Origin of the sequence: Chryseobacterium jejuense (assembly GCF_017877355.1) — a bacterium.
In the GTDB taxonomy this organism is placed as follows: domain Bacteria; phylum Bacteroidota; class Bacteroidia; order Flavobacteriales; family Weeksellaceae; genus Chryseobacterium; species Chryseobacterium jejuense_A.
The window spans coordinates 384,093-409,751 of the sequence record NZ_JAGIPR010000006.1 but is presented as its reverse complement, the minus strand read 5'-3'; the positions used below and the strand labels follow the sequence as shown (position 1 = coordinate 409,751).

General features: G+C 34.8%; 15 protein-coding genes and 1 pseudogene. 14 read left to right on the top strand and 2 right to left on the bottom strand.

Going from position 1 to position 25,659, the window contains the following annotated elements:
- Positions 1 to 210: 210 nt before the first annotated feature.
- Positions 211 to 666, top strand: coding sequence for a helix-turn-helix domain-containing protein (locus J2772_RS14940; RefSeq protein WP_317194510.1), 456 nt, complete (start codon positions 211 to 213; stop codon positions 664 to 666).
- Between the two features lie 688 nt (positions 667 to 1,354).
- The gene (locus J2772_RS14935; protein WP_209918015.1) at positions 1,355 to 2,905 is read left to right on the top strand and encodes a tetratricopeptide repeat protein; all 1,551 of its coding nucleotides are present in this window, start codon (positions 1,355 to 1,357) and stop codon (positions 2,903 to 2,905) included.
- A gap of 219 nt (positions 2,906 to 3,124) precedes the next feature.
- On the opposite strand, the gene J2772_RS14930 is transcribed toward J2772_RS14935, so the two are convergent.
- Together J2772_RS14930 and dinB are read right to left on the bottom strand one after the other, a co-directional pair.
- Positions 3,125 to 6,178, bottom strand: a complete 3,054-nt coding sequence (locus tag J2772_RS14930; RefSeq protein ID WP_209918013.1) for a DNA polymerase III subunit alpha — start codon at positions 6,176 to 6,178, stop codon at positions 3,125 to 3,127.
- 7 nt (positions 6,179 to 6,185) lie between these two features.
- The gene (gene dinB, locus J2772_RS14925; protein WP_209918011.1) at positions 6,186 to 7,328 is read right to left on the bottom strand and encodes a DNA polymerase IV; all 1,143 of its coding nucleotides are present in this window, start codon (positions 7,326 to 7,328) and stop codon (positions 6,186 to 6,188) included.
- A gap of 61 nt (positions 7,329 to 7,389) precedes the next feature.
- Here dinB and J2772_RS14920 point away from each other — a divergent pair, with 61 nt between their 5' ends.
- The 12 genes and pseudogenes from J2772_RS14920 to J2772_RS14865 all read left to right on the top strand — a co-directional run bounded on the left by J2772_RS14920 (position 7,390) and on the right by J2772_RS14865 (position 25,658).
- A complete protein-coding gene (locus J2772_RS14920) occupies positions 7,390 to 8,166 on the top strand; it encodes an XRE family transcriptional regulator (protein ID WP_209918004.1) in 777 nt (258 codons plus the stop codon).
- Between the two features lie 123 nt (positions 8,167 to 8,289).
- Complete coding sequence (locus J2772_RS14915; RefSeq protein WP_209918002.1) at positions 8,290 to 8,943, top strand: alpha-ketoglutarate-dependent dioxygenase AlkB family protein; 654 nt, start codon at positions 8,290 to 8,292, stop codon at positions 8,941 to 8,943.
- Positions 8,944 to 9,257: 314 nt separating this feature from the next.
- Positions 9,258 to 13,940, top strand: coding sequence for a hypothetical protein (locus J2772_RS14910; RefSeq protein ID WP_209918000.1), 4,683 nt, complete (start codon positions 9,258 to 9,260; stop codon positions 13,938 to 13,940).
- A 42-nt stretch (positions 13,941 to 13,982) separates the two neighbouring features.
- Positions 13,983 to 19,298: an AHH domain-containing protein gene (locus J2772_RS14905; protein WP_209917998.1), complete on the top strand. Its 5,316-nt coding sequence runs from the start codon at positions 13,983 to 13,985 to the stop codon at positions 19,296 to 19,298.
- A 3-nt stretch (positions 19,299 to 19,301) separates the two neighbouring features.
- On the top strand, positions 19,302 to 19,985 hold the full coding sequence (locus tag J2772_RS14900; RefSeq protein WP_209917996.1) for an imm11 family protein: 684 nt from the start codon (positions 19,302 to 19,304) through the stop codon (positions 19,983 to 19,985).
- Positions 19,986 to 20,037: 52 nt separating this feature from the next.
- A pseudogene (locus tag J2772_RS14895) lies at positions 20,038 to 20,283 on the top strand (AHH domain-containing protein); the annotation flags it as partial.
- A 3-nt stretch (positions 20,284 to 20,286) separates the two neighbouring features.
- The gene (locus tag J2772_RS14890) at positions 20,287 to 20,847 is read left to right on the top strand and encodes a hypothetical protein (protein WP_209917992.1); all 561 of its coding nucleotides are present in this window, start codon (positions 20,287 to 20,289) and stop codon (positions 20,845 to 20,847) included.
- A 183-nt stretch (positions 20,848 to 21,030) separates the two neighbouring features.
- A complete protein-coding gene (locus J2772_RS14885) occupies positions 21,031 to 21,597 on the top strand; it encodes a hypothetical protein (RefSeq protein WP_209917991.1) in 567 nt (188 codons plus the stop codon).
- A 228-nt stretch (positions 21,598 to 21,825) separates the two neighbouring features.
- Positions 21,826 to 21,987 (top strand): hypothetical protein, encoded by a 162-nt coding sequence (locus J2772_RS14880; RefSeq protein WP_209917989.1) that lies wholly within the window; start codon positions 21,826 to 21,828, stop codon positions 21,985 to 21,987.
- 94 nt (positions 21,988 to 22,081) lie between these two features.
- On the top strand, positions 22,082 to 23,080 hold the full coding sequence (locus J2772_RS14875; protein WP_209917981.1) for a hypothetical protein: 999 nt from the start codon (positions 22,082 to 22,084) through the stop codon (positions 23,078 to 23,080).
- A gap of 4 nt (positions 23,081 to 23,084) precedes the next feature.
- Positions 23,085 to 23,477, top strand: a complete 393-nt coding sequence (locus J2772_RS14870; RefSeq protein WP_209917979.1) for a hypothetical protein — start codon at positions 23,085 to 23,087, stop codon at positions 23,475 to 23,477.
- Between the two features lie 57 nt (positions 23,478 to 23,534).
- Positions 23,535 to 25,658: a hypothetical protein gene (locus tag J2772_RS14865; RefSeq protein ID WP_209917977.1), complete on the top strand. Its 2,124-nt coding sequence runs from the start codon at positions 23,535 to 23,537 to the stop codon at positions 25,656 to 25,658.
- The last annotated feature ends 1 nt before the right edge of the window (position 25,659 follow it).

Here is a 25,659-nt window from a genome sequence, read left to right as displayed (position 1 = left end):
TAATATATGTTATTATGATTAATTGATGGAGTCTGAAAGAAACATTTTAATCACTTATCGTGATGTATTCAGAATTTATTACCAGGTTCTTTTTTCTGTATTAATCTAAAGTCATATTGTTGTACTTTAAATAGATCCAGTGATATACATTTTAGATATAAAATATTTAGCCAACAGAATCAATGGACAAATGATAAAACAAATGAACTTATGATGGATTTAAAACAAATTAAAATTGGGCAATTACTTGAGAGCAGTGTAAAAGAAAATCATATAGAAATAGAACGTCTGTGTAGCTTTTTTAATTGTGAGGCTAAGAATATTGAGGAAATGTATGGTTCAGATACTGTAGGTACGGATATTTTAATCAAATGGTCTGAGCTATTACAATATGATTTTTTCAGATTGTATTCCCAGCATTTGGTTTTATATGCTCCTCCAGCGGCTAATGTATATAGCCAGACAGGAACCCAAAAAAAGGTTGAGATTCAAGAACTTCAGTTTCGTAAAAATATTTATACAAAAGAAATTATAGAATTTATTATCAATAGAATCAATAAAGGGGAAATGACCAGGGAAGAGGTCATCAGTAAATACCGGATACCCAAAACAACCCTTTACAAATGGCTGAATAAGTATAATGAACAGAGAGAAGAATACAAATGATAGACTAAATGTTGAACAATATTATTCTTTTGCTGAAATATTGAATATTTTAAACAACACATATAGTTTAATTTCTATATGGTTTTAGAAGTTATAGTTTTAGGATTGAGCAGTTAACCAATAATAAAATAAGCAAGGTTTCCTATATTTAACAATTAAAAAAACAAACCTTAAGCACAATAAGTTTCTATTGAGTTTTAATTGAAATTTTGATTAGCATAGCGTAAAAGAAATTAGGAATTATTATAATTTCAAAGACCTTCATTAATATAGGAAATGATTTTTTCCGGTGTCATGATACTTGAGCCAAAAGTGTTGATTTTGAGATTAGAATCAATATAAAAATAATCTTATTGCAGCAATTGTATCATCCACATCTATTGTTCTTTTTTATACTTAATTTACATTATTTTATGCAAAGATAATCTTGGTATTCGGTTTATTTCTATTCAGAAATTATAATGAATCAAAACGGAGTTTTGCCATTTTATCTACTTGTAATTGAGAAGGTCAATTGTATTTTGTTGTGTGATAACTTACGAAAATGTAACATAAAATTTAAACTAATATTTTTAAATTAATGTTTATCTTGTATGTTATAAAATTAGTAACTATGAAAAATTTTATCTTCTCCATCCTGTGCTTTTTTTTTATAGCTATCAATTCACAATCTTTATCTGAAAAGGAGTTGGATAAAAAAATTAATGCGCTAAAGGAACTAAATAGTACAAATCCTAAAAAAACGATCGAGCTTTCAATAGAATGCTATAATTCAGCTAAAAAAATTGATTATAAAAAAGGAATGCTTGGCAGTATTATGATTCAACTGACAAAGTATTTTGATGTGGGAAATTTCAAGAAAGTAATTGAAATTAGTAAAGAAGCAGAACTTCTATCAAAAAGCATGGAAGATATGGAAAATTTATCAAATACATTTAGACTCAGAGCCTCTGCATATACTGAATTGGGTTTCAATGACGAAAGTTTAAAAAATTTTAATAAAGCTTTAGAAATATCTGAAAAAATTAAATCTTCTGATTCCAGGTTTTATTATAGATCTCTTATTTATACTGGGATGGCAACCTATATGGCCCATATTAACACACCTATAGACTCTGTAATTTTTTATCAACAAAAAAGTTTAAATGAAGCATTAAAAATGACCTCCGATAAAAAAAATCTAAACAGAAAGTATTACTTAATTTCAAGAGCTTATATGAATCTTGGGATGATAAGTGTGGCAAAAGGAAATACTAAAAAAGCGGAAGAGTATTTTACCAAAGCTTTAGAAATTTGCAGAAATAAGAATTACTCAATAAATATACAAACAGAAGTATTGGTTTTAAATGAATTTGCATGGCTGTATTTTGATCAAAAAAACTATGACAAAGCGATACAGTATGCTAAGGAAGCTGCCATCATGGAAAAACAGTTCAGTTTCCCATATATCCGTAGAGATATATATGAAGTTATGTTCAAATCCTATGTAGAGAAGGGAAATAAAGGAAAATCTTCCGAATACATGGAGAAATTTACCAAGTTGAATGATAGTATTGTAAATGCAGAAAAGAAAACGATCAATACCCCTGTGAAACATATTTTGTCTGAAAAAGAGAACGATAACCGAAGCCTGATGAATAGAATGATGATAACGGGTGCTGGTTTACTTGTGCTTTCAATGTCAGGAGGGTGGATTTATTGGAAAAAAAGAAACCATAACTTACATCTAAAATATGAGAAGATCATTGAAAACTTAAAAAAAACAGAATCTGCTGAAGAAAATAAGATATCATCTGAAGTTCTGGTCATAGAAAATAATGGAGGTATCACTTATCCCAATGAAAAAACATCAGGCCTTATTATTAAAAATGATACTATAAATAATATTCTGTTGAAACTGAATAAAATTGAAAATTCACAGAAATTTATAAGAAAAGACTTTACCCTTACATTTCTTGCTAGTGAGCTGAATACAAACCCCAGATATTTATCTGAAATTATAAAACAACATAAAGGAAAAAGCTACAATAATTATATTAATGGTTTAAGAATTGGCTATATCACTAATAAACTTTATAAAAACCCTATATATAGAGAATATAAGGTCAGTTATTTAGCAGAACAATGTGGCTTCACATCCAGAGAAGTTTTTGCGGTTATTTTTAAAAAAGAAACTGGAATGACTCCTTCTTATTTTATAGGGCAACTAAAAAAAGAAAATACAACGTATTTGCAATAATTATTTTTACTATTTTAATTTCCATCATAACTAAATAACTATACAAATTTCAAGTTTTATAATTTTTTAAAGGATAAGTCTTCAAAAACAGTGAAGTTTACCAATTTTGAATTTGATCTGCTATAATATTTATTTTATCAAATAACTGTAAAAAAATATTCCGAAAAAATAGAAATAATTATTATTAATGTGTTGTTAACATAAGTAATTGATAATAGCTTATGTATTTTTCCGCCTTGGCAATCCAATTTCATGTTCCTGGGGATACGGTTTTCTAAAAGTCATACTGACATCCTCATGCAAATTACGTTGGGCTTCCAATGATTTTTCTTTATCCATGGAATACCTGGGATCAGGAATGAAAGGCATTTTCGCCATTTTATGAATGGTAACAGTAGGAAAATGAAAATCGACCTCTACTGTTCCCAATAAGAGATAGCAGCCACCTCCCTGAAAAGGATATTCTTTCAGGCAGTTTGGAAAATGAGCGGTATCAAAATATTCTCCATCCGTATCAATCCAGGTTCCGAAGTACATCGTTCCTTTCTTTGTAGGTACATGCTTTCTTGAAATCAGATACGCCAGCATTTTAACCTGATGTTTATGAAACTTCAATAAGTCTTTTACCAAAACATAGCCTCTGTATCTGGTCTGTAATAAATCAAAAGGACTGAATGAAACAGGAAATCCCAATATTTCTATCTCGTCAAAAGCATCTTCAAACTTATTTCTTTCTATACTAGGTAACTTATAATCCTTTTGAGGTTCTTCCAGTAAAGTCAAATGTCTGAAAGGAACCTTATTATGTCCCAGAAGAAATCTTGATTCAATGAGCAGTTCATGCTTCTGTTTTCCGGTAAAGCGGAATGCTCCGATAAAGATTAAAATTTGCAATGTTTCGATGCCGATAGGAATCCTTTTGACAAAGTTTTCAAGAGAAGTATACTCTCCATTTTGAGCTCTTTCTTCAGGGATCAGCTGTGCTAACCTTGTTTCCAGTCTTTCAATATGCATCAATCCCAAATAAACGTCCGAACCATAGACCATTGTCTTATATTTACTTAGATTAATACAGGGATTATGAATTGCAGCTCCCGACATCTTGGCCTCATGAATATAGACTTCCGTTCTGTAGAAACCTCCGCCGTTATTGATCGCAGAAACCATAAATTCGATAGGATAGTAGACCTTAAGGTATAAACTCTGATAGCTTTCCACGGCATAAGAAGCAGAATGAGCTTTACAGAATGAGTATCCTGCAAAAGATTCAATCTGCCGGTATACTTCCATGGATAATTGTTCGGGATGTCCCAGCTTTTTACAGGACTCAAAGAAGTTATCTTTTACTTTCTGTAATGCAGATAAAGATCTGCCTTTACCGCTCATGGCTCTTCTCAGGACGTCACCATCAGGGGCGGATAATCCTCCGAAGTGCAGGGCAATTTTAATAACATCTTCTTGATACACCATAATGCCATAGGTTTCCCCCAGTTCTTTTTCAAAAACCTCATGGAAGTACTCAAATTTTGTGGGATTATTATGCCTGAAAATATACTCCCGCATCATCCCGCTCTGAGCTACGCCGGGTCGGATAATGGAAGAGGCAGCTACCAGGACTTTGTAGTTATCACATTTAAGCCTTCTGAGCAACCCCCTCATGGCTGGAGATTCAATATAAAAACAGCCGATGGTTTTTCCGGAACTTAAGAATTCATTGCATTGGGCTTCATCTTTTGAGAGAGATGTATCCCGGATATCGATATCAATACCTTTTTTTTCCTTCACCAGTTTTACTGTGTCGTTAATGGTACCTAAACCTCTTTGTGAGAGAATGTCAAACTTTTCAAGACCAATTTCTTCAGCAGTGTACATATCGAACTGTACAATCGGAAAACCTTTGGGAGGCATTTCCAATGCTGAATAATTGGTGATAGGTTCTTCTGATATAAGAATCCCACAGGAGTGCATGCTTCTCTGGTTAGGAAACTTTTCCAACAATCTTCCGTAGTAATGAACCTGTCTGGATACCGAATTGTTATCATGTTCGTGGATCGATTTTGTTGCGAGCGTATCCAGTTCCTCTTTCGGCAGCCCGAATACTTTTCCTATTTCCCTGAAAATAGACCGATATTTGAATTCAACATTGGTTCCACAGAAAGCGACATGGTCTTTACCGTATTTTTTAAATATATATTCTAAGATAATATCCCTGGTCTGCCAGCTCCAGTCAATGTCAAAATCAGGAGGAGTTTTACGGTTGAGGTTTAAGAAACGTTCAAAGTAAAGATCCAGTTCCAGAGGGCATATATCAGTAATGCCGATACAGTAACTGACAATGGAATTGGCACCACTACCTCTTCCTACATGCATAAATCCCATCCGGTTGCTGTACTGAATAATATCCCAGGTAATCAGGAAGTAAGCACAGAAATTAAGCTGGTCAATGACTCCTAACTCTTTATCCACTCTTTCTTTCGCCTGTAGATTATCATCGGAATACCTTTTTGAAAGTCCTTCATACGATAACTTCTTTAAAAGTTCAAAATCATTTTCCCTGCTATCCATGAAATGCTTTTTATTTTTAGGCGTTGAAAAATCAAAATCAAAATGGCAGCTATTGACAATATACTTTGTATTTTCAATAATTTGCGATTCATGTTGAAATTGAGCCAAAAGTTTTTTTTTATCCGTAAACATTTCGTTGTTTTTACAGTAATCAGCTTCTGTAAGCTTACTGATCAAGGTATTGAGATCAATAGCCCTTAGTATTTTATGAAGTTCATATTCTTCAGGAGTGGTAAAGGTAACCGGATGCAGGATGACCATTCTATGGATGAACTGTTTCAATTCAGGCTTCATCAAAAAGTTTAATTGGTCCTGTCTGATGCCTACAAATTCATGATCTGCTAATTGTTCCGGAATATTCTCCAGTGGGTAAATAACAAAAGTATCTGTAAAATCAGGATTGGCTTTAGGAATTTCAATGCCATCACAATTGTAAGCCGTTAAAAGCGTGTTGATCTCTCCGATACTTTTTTGATTTCTGGCCAGGCAGATATAATACAGTTCATCCTGAACCCGTATTTCCACTCCGACGATCGGTTTGATATGGTGATCCTGGCAAAGCTTATAAAAATCATATATCCCTGTAATGGTATTGATATCCGTAAGAGCCAGGGTTTTAATATTAAAATGTACGGCCTGCTCAACCAATTCTTTAATAGAAATGGTTCCATACCGAAGGCTATGATAAGAATGACAATTCAGAAACATCTTGTACTTATTTTAATAAACCTGAAGCTCTTCCTACACTTGAAGTTCCAAACCTGTTTTTAATTTTATCCATCGTCTGGTATAGTGAGATCAGCTCTTCTGTATCTTCAAAGAGATCCATTTGATGGCATCCGTGAACCAGTCCGGTAAACTTTACGCCAACCAGTCTTATTCTCATACGTCTGGTATATACTTTTTTAAAGAGTTCTAAAACATACCTGAGCAGGGTATGATCAGCTGAGGTGTACGGAATCCTGCATTGCTTGGTTTCCGTATCAAAATTGGCATAGCGGAGTTTTACCACCACTACCGATACCAGCCATTTTTCTGCACGTAGCAGATAGCAAAGCTTTTCAACCATTCCGGAAAGAATACTTTTAATTCCCTGAATATCTATAGTATCCTGAGCAAAAGTATCTTCTGTAGAAATGGATTTTCGTTCAGAGTAAGGAACTACAGGGGCTTCGTCAATTCCATGTGCTTTTTTCCAAAGTTCATTTCCGTTTTTACCAATCAACTGTCCAAGCACATCAACAGGCATTTCTGAAAGCGTTTGTATCGTTCTTATGCCCAATCTTGACAGCAGCTGAAAGGTAACATCGCCCACCATCGGAATTTTCTTTACCGAAAGCGGGTTCAAAAATGGCTGTATGTCAGGTTGTTTTACTTCCAGTCTTCCGGTAGGCTTTGATTCTCCGGTTCCGATTTTGGATACGGTTTTATTGGTAGACAACGCAAAACTTATCGGTAAACCTGTATTTTTCTGTACGCTTTCTGCGATTTCATGGGTCCATTTATAGCATCCAAAAAACTGATCCATTCCGGAGAGATCCAGATAAAATTCATCAATACTTGCTTTTTCAAGAACAGGTACTTTTTCCTGAATAATTTCCGTTACCATATGGGACATATTGGAATACATTTCCATATCTCCCTTAATGACTTTAGCTTCAGGGCATAGCCGCAAAGCCATTTTGATCGGCATGGCACTCCTTACTCCGAAAAAACGGGTTTCGTAAGAGCAGGACGCCACAACACCCCGGTCTCCGCCTCCGATGATCACAGGCTTATTCTCCAGTTCAGAGTTTTTCAGCCTTTCACAGGAAACAAAGAACGTATCCAGATCCATATGTACAATTGCTCTTTCCATGTGACAAAATTAGTTACGTTTTGAAACAAGTTATGTATTTTTGTTGTCTAAAATTGTAACAATGTCAAAATTATCTGATAACATCGTGTTTTTGAGAGGAAAGAAAAATATGACCCAGCAGGAACTGGCAGATCTATTAATTCTTACCCGATCCAGATATGTCGCCTATGAATATGGCAGAACAGAACCACCTATTGAAATATTGCTTAGAATTTCAAAATTCTATAACATCAGCATCGATCTATTGTTGACTGTAGATGTCAGAAAATTTTCTATCGATGAACTCATGGAGCTTCCTGACAATAGAATCGTTCTGCCTATAAGGGTTGATCAAGATGGAAACAATCAGATTGAGATTATTCCCCAAAAAGCTTCAATGGGTTACTTAAATGGTTATGGAGATCCTGAATACATTGAAAGTCTGGAGACCATATCATTACCTTTTTTAAAAGGTGGTAAGTTCAGAACATTTCCAGCTGATGGAGATTCAATGCCTCCTTATAAAAACGGAACTTATATTGTAGGGAAATATGTTGAAAATCTTTCGGTCTTGAAAACGGACAGAACTTATGTTTTCATTACCACCAATGATGGCATCAGTTATAAAAGGTTCCAGTTTCACGAAGCTGATGGTATCTGGGTAAAAGCTGACAATCAATTTTATGAACCTTATAAAATTCCATTACCTGAAATTAAAGAAATCTGGGAATTTGCCTGTAGTATTAATACCAAAGAATATGAACCTGATGAATTTTCAGAACATCATATTCAAAACTTTATCACAGAGATTAAAACTGATATCAGACAGATCAAAGAAAAAATGGGAGATAAGAATTGAATTCATTTTGAGTACATGGCATAATCAAAAAACTTCCCCGAAGGGAAGTAAAAACACAAATGATGAAAAAAAATCCCGAAGTAACGGGATATTACTAAGATAAATATTTTAATTTAAAGTTAAATGACCCAGCTGAGTTTATTTGATACTGAAGAATTCTATGAGTTTCCAAAAGACCTTTTGGAATACAGAGAGGGTTTTCTGAGTAGAGAAGAAGCAGATCTGCTTAAAAGCCAATTATTGGAAACGGTTCCCTGGGAACAGCGTACACAGAAGATGTACGATAAGATGGTGCTTACTCCAAGATTAACGGCCTGGTATGGAGATTCAAAATATAACAATTCAGAAGAAGATAAAAAGCCAACCAATCCATGGACTCCCGAATTGTTTTCATTAAAACAAAGAATTGAAAAGGAATTTGGCTGTCAGTTCAATGGTGTTTTATTAAATCTATACCGTAACCAAAATGACTCCGTCGCCTGGCACCGAGATAAAGAAAGCAGATATGGGAAACGCCCTGTCATTGCATCCATCAGTCTTGGACAAACCAGAAACTTTGATTTCAGAAAGAAGGATCATCATCAAAGCAAATACAGCCTTCCACTTCCTCATGGTTCCTTACTTATTATGAAAGGTGACTTGCAGGAAAATTGGGAACACAGGATTGCAAAATCAAATACATCAATGAAGGAACGAATCAATCTGACATTTCGTTTAATTATTGAAAAAGTTATTATTTCCATTGTCTTTGATGTGAAATTATCTCTCATTTATTAAGAGTCTGTTTTTCTTTATCTCAGCCTACCACTTTTACAAGGTAAGAATAGATACTATGGGCTTTATCTATAAAACTTTCTCTATGCCTGCATCAACAAGAATGTATCTGAATTTTATCGACTCTTTCCCCAGGCACTTTATAGGGGGCTTAACTTTTGTCTCTTGATATCAGAATTCAATATTCCAATAATGTGGTAATTTCTTTGAATAACAAGTTGTAGAGACGTATGGTTTTGTCTATCACATAGTTTTTTTAAAAATTTTATCATCATAGTTAGAATTAAATTCCTAATTTTGCAGGAAACACAATAACCATGACGAAAATATATTTTATTTTTATTATGTGCCTTCTTTTTGTTCCCGCAAAGGCTAGTGAATATAATAAAAAAGATTCCCTTCAACTACACAAAAACTTTTCATTCCTTAACAAACCTGCCACCAATTCTTTATATGAATTTCCTTTGGATCAGTTCTCAGGCTTTGTAGAAAATGATCCTGAAAACGACAAAGAGATTGGTAAGGCAATGGGGGCTTTCAAAGAACTTGAAAAAAACGGACATTTTACAAGTACAATTAATCCTAACGACCTTACTGAATTACCCATCGGGCTTAAAGAGAATAAGTCTAATGTAGAATACAGTATTGTTGTTACCAAAGCTAAATTTACTCCGGAATATGCTCTGATCAATGTATATGCAAGAGTAACCACACCACAGCAGGGAGCTGATAACGGTAAGAAAACATTGTTTTTTGGAGCCGAAGATATCAAGCTATCCTATAATGGGAAGATCATAGGTGATGCAAAACTTTCGTTATTGGGAGATATCAATATGCCTTTTAACCAAAACCAATGGATGCTTACGCTGGAAGGAGGAAGGATTACTAGAAACGGTGAAAGCGTTAATGACAAGACTTACGTTACAATGGATTGTGACGGGATTAAAGAACTCTCTTTAAAAGGGAATGTTCAGATCTCCAGAAATGTGCTTGTGCCCTTAGATAATAAAGGAGCTGTACTCCCTGAAATTGGGAATAACGGAACCAACAGAGTTCGTGGTGATTTTGCGCTTAAAGCAAGTGATTGGAATGATATTTTGGTGAAAGTGAGCATCAGTCCTTTTGCCATTACTTCTCAGGTTAAAAGTCAGGATAAAGGTTATTTTTCTTTCTTTGTTAATAATGCTATTTTAGACCTGAGTGACCTGAGGACAGATCCCAGCGTACAGTTCCCCCTATATTACAATACTCACGACTATTTGATTGGAGGATCAGAATCCTGGAGAGGCTTATATGTACAGACTCTAAATATTGGCCTTCCACAGGAATTCAAAACAGAAGATCATATCGATACACGCGTTTCTTTTGAGGCCAATAATCTTTTGATTGATTCCTACGGGGTATCCGGAAGCTTTGCTGCCAATAATGTTTTTCCGATAGAACGAGGAGTAACCAATAGAGAAAATGCATGGCGATATTCTTTGGATAAAATTGGAATAGACCTTGCCGCTTCTAAAATTGTAGGGGCTAATCTGGAAGGGAAGATACAACTTCCGGTTCAGAAAAATAATGACAGTTCTACAAATATTCCTAACTATTTGGGCTATAGAGGAGCCATCACAGAAGAACAGTATCTGATTTCTGTAACAACCCTCAATGATATTAACTTTGATATATGGAGTGCGAAAGCTACCATTGCAGCAGGTTCTTCCATTGAGATGCGTGTAAAAAACAAAGAGTTTCTTCCCAAAGCCATCCTTAACGGAAGTATGGCCATTGCCGCTAATTCCTCCGCAGATGATAATGACCCTAACAGTAAAAAAGATGCCGATTTTAAAGGAATCGAATTTCAGGGACTTACTTTACAGACCAAAGCTCCGTTTGTGACGGTTCAGTATTTTGGAGTAAAAGGAGAACAGAAATTAGCTGGTTTTCCGGCAAGTATTAGCAATATTGTTGTGGTAGCAGACGGTTCACAGGCCAATTTAGGATTTAATGTTACCGTTGGTCTACAGGAAGAGCGTTTTTCTGCTACAGGAGGTATGATGATTAATGGTTTGATCGTAAGCGAGAATAACAGGCAGCGATGGAAGTATGATGGTTTCAATCTTACTAAGCTGGCACTTAACAATGTAGATATCGGTGTTGGTAAAATCTCAGGAAGTCTTGAGATCATGCGTAAAGATCCATTATACGGAAATGGATTTAAAGCTAATCTTAAAGCAGAGATAACAGCATTAAGTAAAATTACTGTTGAAGTAGCAGCGGCCTTTGGATACAGTACTTTCAGGTATTGGGGATTTGAAGGGTCCGTAAAAGGATTAAGTATTCAGGCTACTGCATTGAAGATTACCGGGTTTACAGGAGGTGCATTTTACCGAATGATTCCTGACCGGGAACTGAGCATGAATCCTGCGTATGAAAATAGAGCTTTGGTTCTGAAACCTGATAATACTGTTGGATTAGCTTTAAGAGCAGGTATTTATGGTTCCATTCCAACGGATAAGACTATTGATATCATGGCAGGGTTCAGTATTTCCACCAATCCTAATGGTGGGTTGGCCAATATAGGATTTATTGGAGAAGCTGTTGTGATGGCTGATCTTACTAAGCTGGTTCCTGGAGACGCTTTAGCCGGAGCCCAGAAGAAATTCAAAGAAATGACCGGAAATTCCAAGTTCCTGTCGGATCTGAAAAATAATAAAACAGTCAATACTTTTCTGGATACCAAAATGGTTGACGAACAATATCCTGTTACAGAAAAAATTGATGGAGCCATCTATGCTAAGCTGGCTATGAACTATGACTTTAACAATAGTGTATTCCATGCAAGCTTAGATGTATTTATTGATATTGCCAAAGGAATTATCAAAGGAATTGGCCCTAATGGCCGTGCCGGATGGGCCGTTGTACATATAGCACCGGATGAATGGTATATGCACATTGGTACACCTAGTGACATGATTGGTCTTAAGGTTGGTTTTGATAGTTTCTATTTACAGTCTTCCAGCTACTTTATGGTGGGAACCCGTATTCCGGGCAGTCCGCCGCCGCCGGTTGAAGTTGCAGAAATTCTGGGGCTTCAGGTACAGGATCTGGATTATATGAGTAATCTTAATGCCCTCGGAGATGGAAAAGGTTTTGCCTTCGGGACGCACCTTAAGTTTGATACGGGGGATATGACGGCATTGTTCCTGTATGCCCGCTTTCAGGCAGGATTGGGAACAGATATTATGCTTAAGAACTATGGGGAAGCCAAATGTTCAAATCGTGGCGGAGACCAGATAGGAATCAATGGATGGTATGCCAATGGCCAGGCTTATGTTTACTTACAAGGTGAACTTGGGATTAAAATCAAGCTTTGGTTCATCAAAAAGAAAATTCCAATCATCAAGGCTGGTGTGGCTGCACTTTTACAGGCTAAAGGGCCAAATCCATATTGGGTAAGAGGATATCTTGGCGGATATTACAATCTGCTTGGCGGATTGATAAAAGGACGTTTTAGATTTAAGATGGAATTTGGTGAAGAATGTGTCCTTGAAAATTCATCAGTTCTTGGTGGCATGAAGATCATTACAGATCTTACTCCTAAAAAAGATGAAACGAATGTTGATGTTTTTGCTATTCCACAGGCTACTTTTGGAGTTCGTGTCAATGAACCTATTGTGATTCCTGAAGATGATGGTGATCACACCTATAAAGTAGTAGTGGAGAAAATGACCATTATCGATGATCAGGGTAAAGAGATTAAAGGAACTATTGAATATGCCAATTCTAAAGACTTTGCCAACTTTATTTCCGATGATATTTTACCTCCGAATAAAACAATGAAAGCCTTAGCGCAGGTAAGTTTCATGGAGAAAAAGAACGGAATGTATGAAGTAGTAATGGTTGATGGTCAGAAAGCAATAGAAATAGAGGAGCGTATTTTTACCACTGGATCAGCACCGGAAGCTATTCCTTTATCAAATATAAAATATGCTTATCCGGTAGCAGAACAAGAAAATTATTATCAGGGCGAAAGCAATAACGGCTACATCAAGCTGAAAAGAGGACAGGATTATCTGTTTGATGATCCGAATTGGAGCACTTCAACAATGTTTGCCGCAGATTCACCTGTAGAAAGTAATTTCTCCTATAATACGGCGGATAATATTGTGAATTTCAAGGTGCCGGATCTTACCAAACAGAAGGATTATACACTAGCACTGATTGCAAAAAATAAGAATGGATCTAATGGCGTTTCTGACAATGATACCGTAGAAAATACCGAGAAAACGGAAGAAAGCAATGACGGATCAGCAGTTTCTGTTACTACGGAAATCAAGAAGGCACAAAGTCTTTCTAAAAACGGAGAGATTGAAAGGCTTTCTTATGTATTCAGAACCAGTAAATACAATACATTGTCAGACAAGTTATCTGCTTTAAATTTCAATCCGTTATGGATCAAGTTAAGCTCTGATATAGTTACATTACAGAATAATATGAATGCTGATGAATACTTTGATGCTACTGAGATCTCAGGTTCAAAATATACGGATAACAAGCCATTAATTAACCTTACTGCGTTAATGGAAGATTCCTTTGCAGGTAAGTTTAAAGGACTTATCTACAATAATTATCCATTTGACGGATTAGAATTAAATAGAGCAGAAAGTGATGATGACTTTACAGGAATTCCACCAACAAATGCATTCCCGGTATTTACTTCATATATGCAGTATCTGGGTAATGATAAAGGGAATGCATTTTTGAAACAGACTTTCCCTTTCAAATACGACCTGTTCAGTTATTATAAAGCGGACTGGTATGAACTTGTTTCTAAAGCAGCATCCAAATATGTAGGCTCTCCTGAAACTTCAAGATCTCCACTCATTAATGCTTTACTGGAATCTACATTCGGAACGATTCCTTATGTAAAGTATAATGTGAAAGCCAGATATATCTTACCGGGAGACAAACAGGGAACTGAAAAACAAATTAACTATGAATTCAAATAAAGTTGAAGCTTTATCTGATAACTCAATATAAAAACACAGAACATGATTAAAGATTGTTTTAAATCATATCTAAAAAGACAGCATTACTCTATAAAAGTCATTGCATTATTTTTACTGTTGATTTCAGGTCTTATGCCAGTGAAAGTGATGGGGCAGCAATATCCTGTCAAGCTGGTTCCTGTGGTTATTCCGCCTTATAGTCTTAGGTTTGCAGATTATGCAACCAGTACAGATAATAAGCTGCAGCTGCAGGTTTTAATGACCGACCTTTTGGAACCGCAGCATCAGACGGGGATTAAATTTTCTCTGGAGGCAGGGCTCAATGCAGTTCCTATTGCAAGATCTAATGATTTTGTGGTGGGGATGAATCCTTTCACGCTTTATCCGGGAAACAATATTACCCTGACGAATGTAGATCTGCGTTCTCTTTTTGAATTACAAAACCTTGCTGGCATTAATGCTGTTCAATACTCAAAGCCTCTGGCAGATGGAGTATACCAGTTTTGTTTCCAGGCTTATGATTATTATACAAAGAATAATCTTTCTTCAAAAACATGTACCACCGTTTTTATGGTACAATATGATCCACCGATGCTTACCCTTCCGCAAAATGCAGAAAAAATACAGGCATTAGCTCCTTATGGAGGCGGTGGAGGGGTGGTATTTCAATGGATGCCAAGACAAATCGCTCCAAACACCCGCTATATTTTTACATTAAAAGAGCTTTGGGATCAGGGGCAGAGTCCTATTTCAGGTTTCCTTTCAGCTCCTCCACTTTGGAGAGAAGAAACTTATGCACCTACTTTATATTATGGAATAGATAAAACCCAGCTTATGCCGGGTAAAAGATATGCATGGCAAGTACAGGTAAAATCAGGAAATCCTGTAGTAGGTGCTAATTCTACAGATGATAACGGAGTTTATAAAAATAACGGACTGTCTGAAATTTTCTATTTCGACTATGTAGAGAATTGTGCGGTGCCTACTTTGCTTATGGCTAAGAATATAGGTAAGGGAAGAGTGGAGATTAGATGGAGTCTTGCAGGACAGCCGGGTGGTTTGTACAATGTTCAATACCGAAAAAAAGGGAGCAGTGCAGAATGGGCTACCCAGCAAAGTTATCAGGCAACAGCAATTCTTACAGGACTTGAAGATAAAACAGAATATGAGTATCGGGTAGGTACAGTCTGCGGAAGCACTCAAACCTTTGGAGATACCAATCCAACGACTTCAGGAAATAGTGCCGGAAATGCATATAGCTACAGTGGAATTCAGTTTTTCACAACAGATGGCAGCTCTTCAAATAATAATTATCAGTGCGGTATTATGCCGGCAGTGGATATTGGCAATAAGAGTCCATTGCAGAGTATGCTGGGGAATAATGAAGTATTTACAGCCGGAGATTTCCCGGTAACGGTATTATCAGCCCAGGGGAGCAATGGTATTTATACAGGAACAGGCTTTATTGAAGTTCCTTATTTAGCTGATACAAAAATCAAGGTAAGCTTTACAAATATTAAGCTTAATACAGATAAAAAACTGATTGAAGGAACTGTTGAAACCACTTACGATCCGAATGAAACAGCCGTACATTATGCTTCCGGCGGGCTAGGAGAAACTTTTGGTGATGCAGGAGTAAAAGAGATTACCGTAGATTATACGATTGTAGATATTAAATATACGGCAACACCACCTCCGGGAAAAATTACAATTTATGGAGATTCCGGTAATGGCGGATCTCCAAGTCAGGAGGATCATCCGGGCGGAAAAGACTATGAAATTAAGGATAAAGACGGAAATATCTGGACGGTAGATGAAAATGGGAATGTTACCAAAACCGGCAAGGTGGCTGAAGGAGGAGCATCCAACTCAACCAATACAGAAGGTGTTTCCGGAAGTGGAAGTAATGCTGCTGTCAATCAATATACAGCGAAAGGAATCAAAATAGAATGGAAAGAAGACGCAGCAGGTAAGTTTGCGTATGATACGCCGGAAAAAACCAAGCTTCCGACATCCAAATATCCTTCTGTAAAAGATGCAGAGAACAATACGATATACGTACCTTATAAGGCTACCGTTAATAAGCAGACAGAGGTATTTGATGCGAAAGTAAGTATTTCCGATCCTTCCCTTAAAGATGGAAAAATCATCTTTAAAACCTTAGGAACAGGAAAAGCTATTGAAGCTACAGAGCTTAATAAGACAGCTACAGAAAGAAACTATCAGTTAAAACTTCCTGGTACATTTGATTATGCAGAGGAAGAGGTGATTGCGGTATTGATGCCAAAAGACAGTAACTCCAAGCAAAAAGTAATTGGAAGTTTCCGTCTTGTACACCTGAGCCCTGAAGATATTAATGTGAGTTTGGTTCCGCTGGATGCCGCTTCCCAATCTAACCTGCAGGCACAAAGCATAAAACTGAATCAGATTTACAATAAAATTGGAGTTAAATTCAATGTGAAGCAGGAACCTGTTCTGGATATCAGTGCTATAGTAAGCGGAGATACTATTGATAGTAAAGATTCTGAACTGATGAGTACTTACAGCCCTCAGCAGCAGCAGATCAATAGCCTGTACAAAGGTACGGATGCAAGATATGTACTTTTTGTTACCGATAAGAAATCTTCAACCGGACAAAGTGGATATATGCGTCTGAATGGCCAATTCGGTTATGTGTATGGAAATAGCCCTGCCAAAACAGGAGCCCACGAATTAGGACACGGTGTATTCAAGCTGGAACACCCTTGGAAAGTCTACGGAACTCCTGAAAAAGGAACGAATCTATTGATGGATTATACTCCAGGAGAAGAACTTTCTCATTTGGATTGGAAGCAGATCAATGATCCTGCGTTTAAGCTGTATGCGTTCCAAGGGCAGAGTGCGGGAGAACTTGCAGGTGGATATGGTTTATCACCGGATTTTAAACTCATAAAAACAGATAACAATCTGGTAACAGATTATAAAGAAGTTCATTTAGATGAAGGTTTTGTCGAAGGTTTTACAGATAACAATAAACAATATTATTGGAAAGACTCTCAATATGTAACTTCAAATGGTGATGTATTCTCATATAGCCAACCTGGCAATATTGATAGTAAAACGGTAATTTGGTTGGTATATAACCATGATAAAGCTTGTAATAAATTCAAGTTTATCAGAACCAAATATTCGGAAGTAAAAGATATTATCAATAATAAGAATAAAGAGGCACTCCTTGCATATATTGAAAAAATTGATAAGGTTAAGCGTCCTGAGAATCCAAAAGAAGGGGATGTTTATTCTGCATACTTTGGATGTGATGGAAAATATAAAAAATCGATACACGATTCTAATGGAGGAGGTTTAGGAAAATCTAAGGATTTCTTTAAAAATGGAAACAAAGAAAAAGCAACAACATCTGGTAGCATATTAGATTTTACAGGTAGGTTTACGGCACAACAAATCGAGCAGATGCTAAAATCAATTAGCATGACCTCTGCTGATACAGGTATAAAAGGCAGAATTTTAGTTTCTGATGACGATGAAACCCATGCGAAGGCAGAAGCAATATTTACTAAGCCAAACAATGATGAAATTATTATTTGGTTAAAAGTCTCTGATGCTGCAAAACCGGAATATGAAATCAAAATAAATGTAGGTAAAGGAGTTAAAGGATTTGAAGATCAGGATACAAAAAAACTACTTGAAGTCATTACCAAAAATAAGGGCTGGTTTGAGGTAGATGAGTTCTGGACAATGGATTTTAATCCTATCACAGCCATATTTGATGGATTGGCAGAACTGATAGGGAAAGCTAAAGTGCCTGAAAGGTTCTATAATCCGGATGCTGCTAACTACAATCCAATACCTGCAAAAATATATTCTTATACCAATCCATCTTCTTTGTTACCTACATTGATAAATGATGCTGCAGGCTCTTCCGGAGATAAATATTCTCAGGGTAGAATAGAGTTTGCCTTTGTATGTGGAGTATGGAACGGACTTGTGGATACAGCTGCAGGTATATCCAGTGGAGTAGCATTAATTTCCAAAGGAACAGAAGGGCTAATCGGAATTATTGCAAGTGAAGAAAAGCGTAAGAAATTCAAAGAGGATCTGGATAAATTTAATTGGTCTGCAATTGGTGATATGATGGATGATGAATGGAAAAAAGCAACAGCTAATCCATGCATGAAGTCTTATACAGGTGGTAATATTGCTTTTGTAGCATTATCTTTCTTCATCGGTGCCGGCGAAGCCAATACAATTAGTAAAGGATTCATGATTGTTGACCGTTTGGATGTACTTGGGCAAGCTGTTGGTAAGTTTGCTAGCCTTTCAGGACGGTATATTATTAAACCTGTTATTACTAAAGCAGGTAAGTTCATTATCGAACCTTTACTGAAACTTGAACCGGAAATAAGCAGTAAGTTACGTAACAATGTATCCAAGCATGTTGCAAAGCTTCTGAACAAGGACAAGATTTATCTTTCGTTACATGCAACATCTGATGGCGGATTTATTGTAGATGGAGAAGTGTTGAATTCTGAGCAGTTTGGTGAATATCTTACTAAGAAATTAAGCGAAGGAGCCAACAAAAACAAAGATATTGTTTTACTTTCATGTAATGATTTAGAATCTGCTAAGGCATTAGCAGCTGCTACTGGCAAAAAGGTATATACCACTGATGGGCCTATGATGGTCTTTGAAAATGGTATCCGCCGCGCTGAGGGGTCAGATTGGTATCAGATTTCTCCTGATGGGACAAGCACTAAAATACAATCTCCTGTTACGGAATGTATAAACTGTACTGGTGAAGGTGTGGAGATGGGTAAGAAAAAAGAGTTTACCCTAGATACAGCGGACGATTTATACCATAAAATAGAATATTATAGAGCTACTGTAAGAGATGTCATGGATACTGCCGAAGGTATTGCATATGCGAGAAAATACTATGATAAATATGTTACAGGGCAAAGCTTTGAAGATTGGTGGGCTTACGCAAAAAAATACGATGTTGCTGATGACCTTAATTTTGAGGTTCACCATATAATACCTATCAAAGTATTAGGGAAAAATCAAGATTTAAAAGAATTACTTTTTTGGGCAGAGAAAAATGGAAAGAAATTTGAATTTAATGGGAATGACAATGCAATTCCATTGCAAAAGAAAAAAGCTAAGATAGATCTCAACGGGCACACCAATCACCCAGCTTATGATAGGGCTATTGAGCAAAAAATTAATGATATTTTACAAAAAGCACCAAATGAAGAAAAAGCATTTGAAAGAATTCAAAATTTAATAAATGAAACTAAACAAAAACTTGAAAATGAAGTTTTACTAGGCAATAAGGATGTTAACCAAATAGTGAATTTTTAGACAATGAAATACTATAAAATTGATATTAAAAGAATATTTCCGGAATTAGGAAGAATTAGTAGTAGTTCGAACGGAAAAAACATTCTCAATAGTAATGTTTTCTTTGATAAGATGAGAAAAGGAGAAATTTTGTATAATACCCCAATTTTTGACCATTTTGTTTTAGAGAGTTTTGATAAGGAAGAATTTTGGGAATGGGCTTTATTTGATGTATATGATGGAATTGGGGATTATCCAGGGAATTTTAATTGGTATATCTCAGAAAATTTTAAAACTTTATTAGAAAAATATAAAGTTGCTCCTAAATTTCATTTTTATGAGACGAAACTTTTATATAAAGGGGAAAAATTAAAGTATTGGATTTTTCAATTTATGGCTAGCTATAGAAAACTTAATAAAATGAATTTAATTGATTTTTCTAAAAGTACCTTTTCGATAAATAGTCAAAATTATAAATTCAATTCATATGAAGATTGGTCTAATGAAAACGAGGCCGTATATGAAGAGTATAATTTAGATTTACAACTAAATAGAGTTTGTTTAAAACATTTTTTTGATTTTATACCTTTGAGTCCAATAATATCTGATATTATTTGTTCTGAAAACCTCAAAAAAGCTATAGAAGAGAATGAAATTACTGGTTTTGAATTTGCAGAGTTGGATTATGAGGTGGTGGTTGAATTTTAAACGTTAGAAAGCCCTTTTCTGGGCAGAGAAAAATGGAAATAAATTTGAGTTTAATGGCAATGATAATGCAATTCCTTTGCAAAAGAAAAAAGCTAAAATAGATCTCAATGGACATACAAACCATCCTAAATATGATGAAGCTATGACAAAGAAAATAAATAGTATATTAAATGATGTTGATTTAAATAATAATGAAAAGTTTGATGATATTCAGACCTTGATAAATAATACAAAACAAAAACTTGAGGCTGAAGTATTATTAGGTAATAAAGATGTAAATGAAATAATAGAACTTTAGAATATGAAATATTATAAAATAGATATTAAACAATTTTATCAAAACGATATGATTGCAGCTAGGGCTAATGGTGAAAACATTCCTCTTGGTAATGATTTATTTTGGAAAATGGAAGAAGGGATTATTTTGGACAATATTTCTGTTTTTGATTTTTTTCATTTAGAAAGTTTTGATAAAAAAGAATATTGGAATTGGTTATTGACAGATGTTTTTGATTTTATTGACGAAAGTAGTAGAATTCCTGGATGGTTAATTTCAAAAAAACTTAAAGGACTTTTAGAAAAATTTAAAATTACAGAACCTCACTTTTATTATTTAAGCAGGTTATTATACAAATATACAAAGGAGAAAAGCTGGATTATTACATTTTTCAGTTCTCAGGAACAGACATTGTTGAGAAGATTAGAACAAAGATCAATTTTGAACAATGAATATTTTTTGATCCAGCTAATAATAAAGAAATTTTTGCAAAATCTAAAGATGAATTTGTTAATGAAAAAAAAAGAATTAGAACTGAGTCACAGCAAAATCATACAAAATCAAGGATCTAACTCAAAAGATTAGTACTAAAAGAGAATTTTGATTTTTTTCCAATGTACAATTTTTTATATGACAATATTAAATCTGAAAGACTAAAAGATACATTTGAAAAAAATGGAATTACTGGCTTTGAATTTTCAAAGTTGGATTATGAGGTTGTAATTGCAGAGCGATAGATGTTTTAATCAAACAATTGACTCTAAGAAAATGAAATACTATAAAATTAATTTTAAGACTTTTAGTGATATCGATAGAATTGCTAGTAATGCAAGTGGAGAAGAAATTCCAAATGCTGAGTATTATTTTAATTCTATGCGTGATGGTCAAATAATTAAAGGCTTACCAACTCTTGATTACTTTTATTTAGAAAGTTTTGACAAAAAAGAGTTTTGGGAATGGAAGTTACTAGATGTTCATAAATTTTTTGGAATTGCAGGATTAATTGATGGATGGCTAATTTCAAAGAAAATGAAATCGTTGTTGTGTAATTTTAATATACCAGAAGAGCATTATTTTTACCCAAGTAAACTCTTATATAAAGGTGAAAAATTAGATTATTTTGTATTTCAATTTTACGGAAGGAAAATCTCTGACGAAGTTCTGAAATATATAAATTTTGAAAAATCAGTATTTTGGAATCCTGTTAATAATACAGATGTACTTATATCTAAGCAGGAAGATTTTTATCCAGAATACATGAAAATTTACAAAGAAAATAAAAGTTTAAGCAAAGCAATGGGAATAAAAAAAAATAGTGTTATTGGAAAAATTTGATTTTTTCCCAATGATAAATTTTATGAAAGATATTATTGTTTCTGAAAAATTAAAAGAATCTATAGAATTTAATAATATTCAAGGATTTGAATTTTCAGAACTGGATTATGGAGTTGTAATCGGAGAGTAATAAAATTGTCTGAGTTTAAACTGGTTATAATAAGTTGTTTTTGATCTTTAGATAAAATGAGATAAGATTGGGGATTCCTTAATGTTGTACCACCATTGATGAAAAACTTTAAGTATGTAGTTGATAACGGTAGATATGTTTTTGAAACTGATGAGCTTGGCAGAGTACATAAAGCTGTAATGGAAGATATAGATTTCCATACAAGAGCAAGAAATGAAGCATATCAACAGCAAGCCAAGAATGTAAAAGATGGTTATTAGATAATGAGAATATCTTAAACATGAGTAATTCTCAGGCAGCGATGCAGTTAATCAAGCACTTTAAAAATGATATTAATTATTTAAAGATTTTCAAATGAAACTAATAGAAAGTTTTAAATGCAAACAATATGAAATTGTAAGTCAAAAATTATATTACATTAATCAGGATGGGGAAGTGTTTTATAATAACGAGAGAATACATATAAATGATAAATTCAGTATTAGTGGAAAATATAATGATAAAATTGTGTTTTTTGAAGAGCGTGTTTTTAGTTCATTTATTTTTTTTGAAAAACAATTAATAAAGAAAATTGATGAATATGCCTTAATTATTCATCAAAAGTTAACGCAATCAATATATTTTGTAGGAATTAATGATGGAGATGATATTTTTTATGCTTTGTATGACATTAATGATTTTTCAATTCGGACAAAATATTCAGATTTAGGCTTTAAAAATAATATATCCTTTATTGATTCTAAATACTTTATATCTAGAAATAAATATCAAATAGGGTTATTTACACTTGAAAATAAAAATGTATGGAATCACAGCTTCAAAGAATATTTAGACACACCTACAACAGAATCCCAAAAAGCGCTTGTTATTCATCAGAATATGATTTCTTTTATTATTTTTTCCGAAGGTATTACTAAATGTGTTATACTAGATGTTATGACGGGTAATGTTCTAAATGAGTATCCCGGATTATATGGAGAAATGATTTTGGATGTAAATGAGATTTATTTTCTGAGTTCGGATAATATATCCATTTTAAATATAGAAACCCAAGTAGTTCAGACTTATTCTATTACAGAAATATTTGAACCTACAGAAATAAAGCGTTTGCTTTTTCCCAGATGGGTTGTAAAGAATGGCATCATTTATTTTACTCAATCAGGAGGAGTAGATATGCACTCTGGAAGTAGAGGAGCAATATTTGGAGCTTTAGATGCTGTGAGTTTGAAAATATTATGGTATGAAAGATTGTCCAAAGAACATGGTATTATAGGGACTATTCAGGTAGAAAATGAAAAGATTTATCTTCATACACAGGATAAGATCTTATTTGTTTTTGAGAAAGAAAATTAAAATTATGGATACAAAACGCATAGAAAACTTCATATTTTATGATGGTATAAAAGAAATAGCTGTTGATAAGACATATGATAATTGGTTAACATCTTTGAATTATGATGATTATTCAAAAGCTTTTATTATAGTTAATCATGACAAAATAAAACTATTTGATACTGCTAAAGAATTAAAAGTTGGACAAAATTTTGATTCGAAAGAGTTAGAAGCAATATCTGAAAGATATAATTTGTTATTAATTGATAATGAGAGAGGGCTTAGATGTTCTACAAAATCTCATTTTTCCGAAAGATTTTATATAATTAGAGAGAATGGCTTTGTTGTTATATATAGTCTCGGAGGGACAAAATCATTTGAGTCAATTTATTTACATGGTGTTTGGATTTATCCGTGACAAGAGTATTTACACTTTTAAACAGTGATCAAAAAAACTAATAACCAAAACAAAATAATGAACATAAAAACACAATATACATTGAAGAAATATTTATTGCTTTTCACAATGCTGCTATGCAGTATTGTATGGGGACAGCAAAAGGATAACGAAAAGCCCATTATCCCTCATATACGGCTTAAAACAGATCCCAAGAAAGACGGGATATCGCTGAGATGGGCGGTTGACGAACCCTTGGCATGGCAGAGGGCTAATAAAACTGGATTTTCTTTGAAAAGATATGTCCTGGCCAGAAATGGAAAAGTCCTTACAAAACCTGAAGAAAAAGACCTTGGAATTTTCAGAGCCGCATCAGAAAATGAGTGGAAGAAAGTAGTAGAGAAAAATGATAATGCAGCCATTGTGGCTCAGTCACTTTTCGGGGATAGCTTTGAGGTTGAAATGGGAGAGAAGCAAGGTAAACTTGAAGGAGTAGTCAATAAATCTGCTGAGATTGAGCAGCGTTTTGCCTATGCCCTTATGGCTGCCGATCTGGATTTCGAGGTTGCTAAACTTGCCGGATGGGGCTATACCGATACCGATGTAAAACCTAATGAAAGGTATCTGTACATGGTAAGTACAATTCAGGATGGTAAATCCATAAATATCCTGCCGGTAAAAGGAGAAGCATTGGCTTCTATTGCTGTTACCAACGAATTGCCTAAACCATTAGATTTTATTGCCATATTTAAAGATCAGACTGTAACATTATCCTGGGAATATTTACAGCTTCGTGAGACTTATACTGCTTATTATGTGGAAAGAGCTCAGGAAGGAACAGCTTTTAAAGAACTGGGAGATCTTCCGGTAATAAATATGAATGATAATGATGGCCGACAGACTCAGGGAATGGTCTTTGTAGACTCCTTGAAGCAGAACAATGCAAAATTCAGTTACCGAATTCGTGGAAAAACGATTTTTGGGGACTATGGGCCTTACTCTGATATTGTTTCCGGTGCTGGTAAAAAGAGCATGGAAGCCACACCAAGGATTTCAGAACTTAATATCGGGGAAGACGAAAACATTGCATTAGAATGGGAATTTCCTAAAGAAGCCGAAAAGGATATTGTTTCTTTTGAGCTGCTTCATTCCGAGACCGATGCCCAAAATAGTTACAAAACGATCAAAAATAAAATTCTGGTTACAACAAGAAACCTGGTGACCAAAAGCCTTGCTCCATCCAATTATTATAAAATACAGGCTGTTGGAAAAGGTGGAGACAAACGTGAATCTTTTTCCGTACTGGCACAGCCTAACGATACAACGCCTCCCGAAACTCCAACAGGTTTTAAAGGAAGAATAGACTCTTTGGGAGTTGCTCACCTGGAATGGAAAGCCAATACGGAAAAGGATCTTGAAGGCTATCATGTTTTCAGAGGAATTCAAAAAGGAGATGAATTGGTAAGACTTACTCCACAAGCCATCACCAAAAATAAGTTTGAAGATAAAGTCGTATTGGAGAACCTGAATTCTAAGGTGTATTATTATATCACAGCAACAGACCGACGTAAAAATCAATCAAAACCATCCATCATCCTTGAGCTGGAAAAACCTGATAAGGTGAGACCGCAAGCTCCTGTATTCACAGAATATAAACTGGAAGATGATGGAAAAATAACCCTGCACTGGTTGAAGAGTCATAGTGATGATGTTGTTTCCCATCAGTTATACCGTCAGGCCAAAGACTCAGAAGATAAAAGCTGGAAGATGATCTATGAAACCAAAGAGATCAAGCCGGATTATGTGTACACAGATAAAGATGTGGAAGTTAACAAGCAGTACACCTATTATATGCTTGCGATAGACAAAAGCCTGCTAAAGTCAGATAAATCCCAGGAAATGACCTTGAGAAGCAACAGCTTTGAACCACAGTCTATCCTTACCAATCTATCCGGTTCTGCCAGCAAAAGTAAAGCACAGATTGAGCTAAACTGGAAGATCAGTGGAGAGAATGTAGGAGAGATCATTGTTTATCGTCAGAAAGGGTCTGAAAAACCAAGTCTTTGGGGAACATTGACAGGAGGGCAGAACTTTTTGGAAGACAAGTCAATCCAGGTAGGAAATACTTACACTTATTTATTAAAGCCAATGATGAAAAATAATCAGGTGGCAAAGACTGAAAAAATAAGTATTGAATATTAAA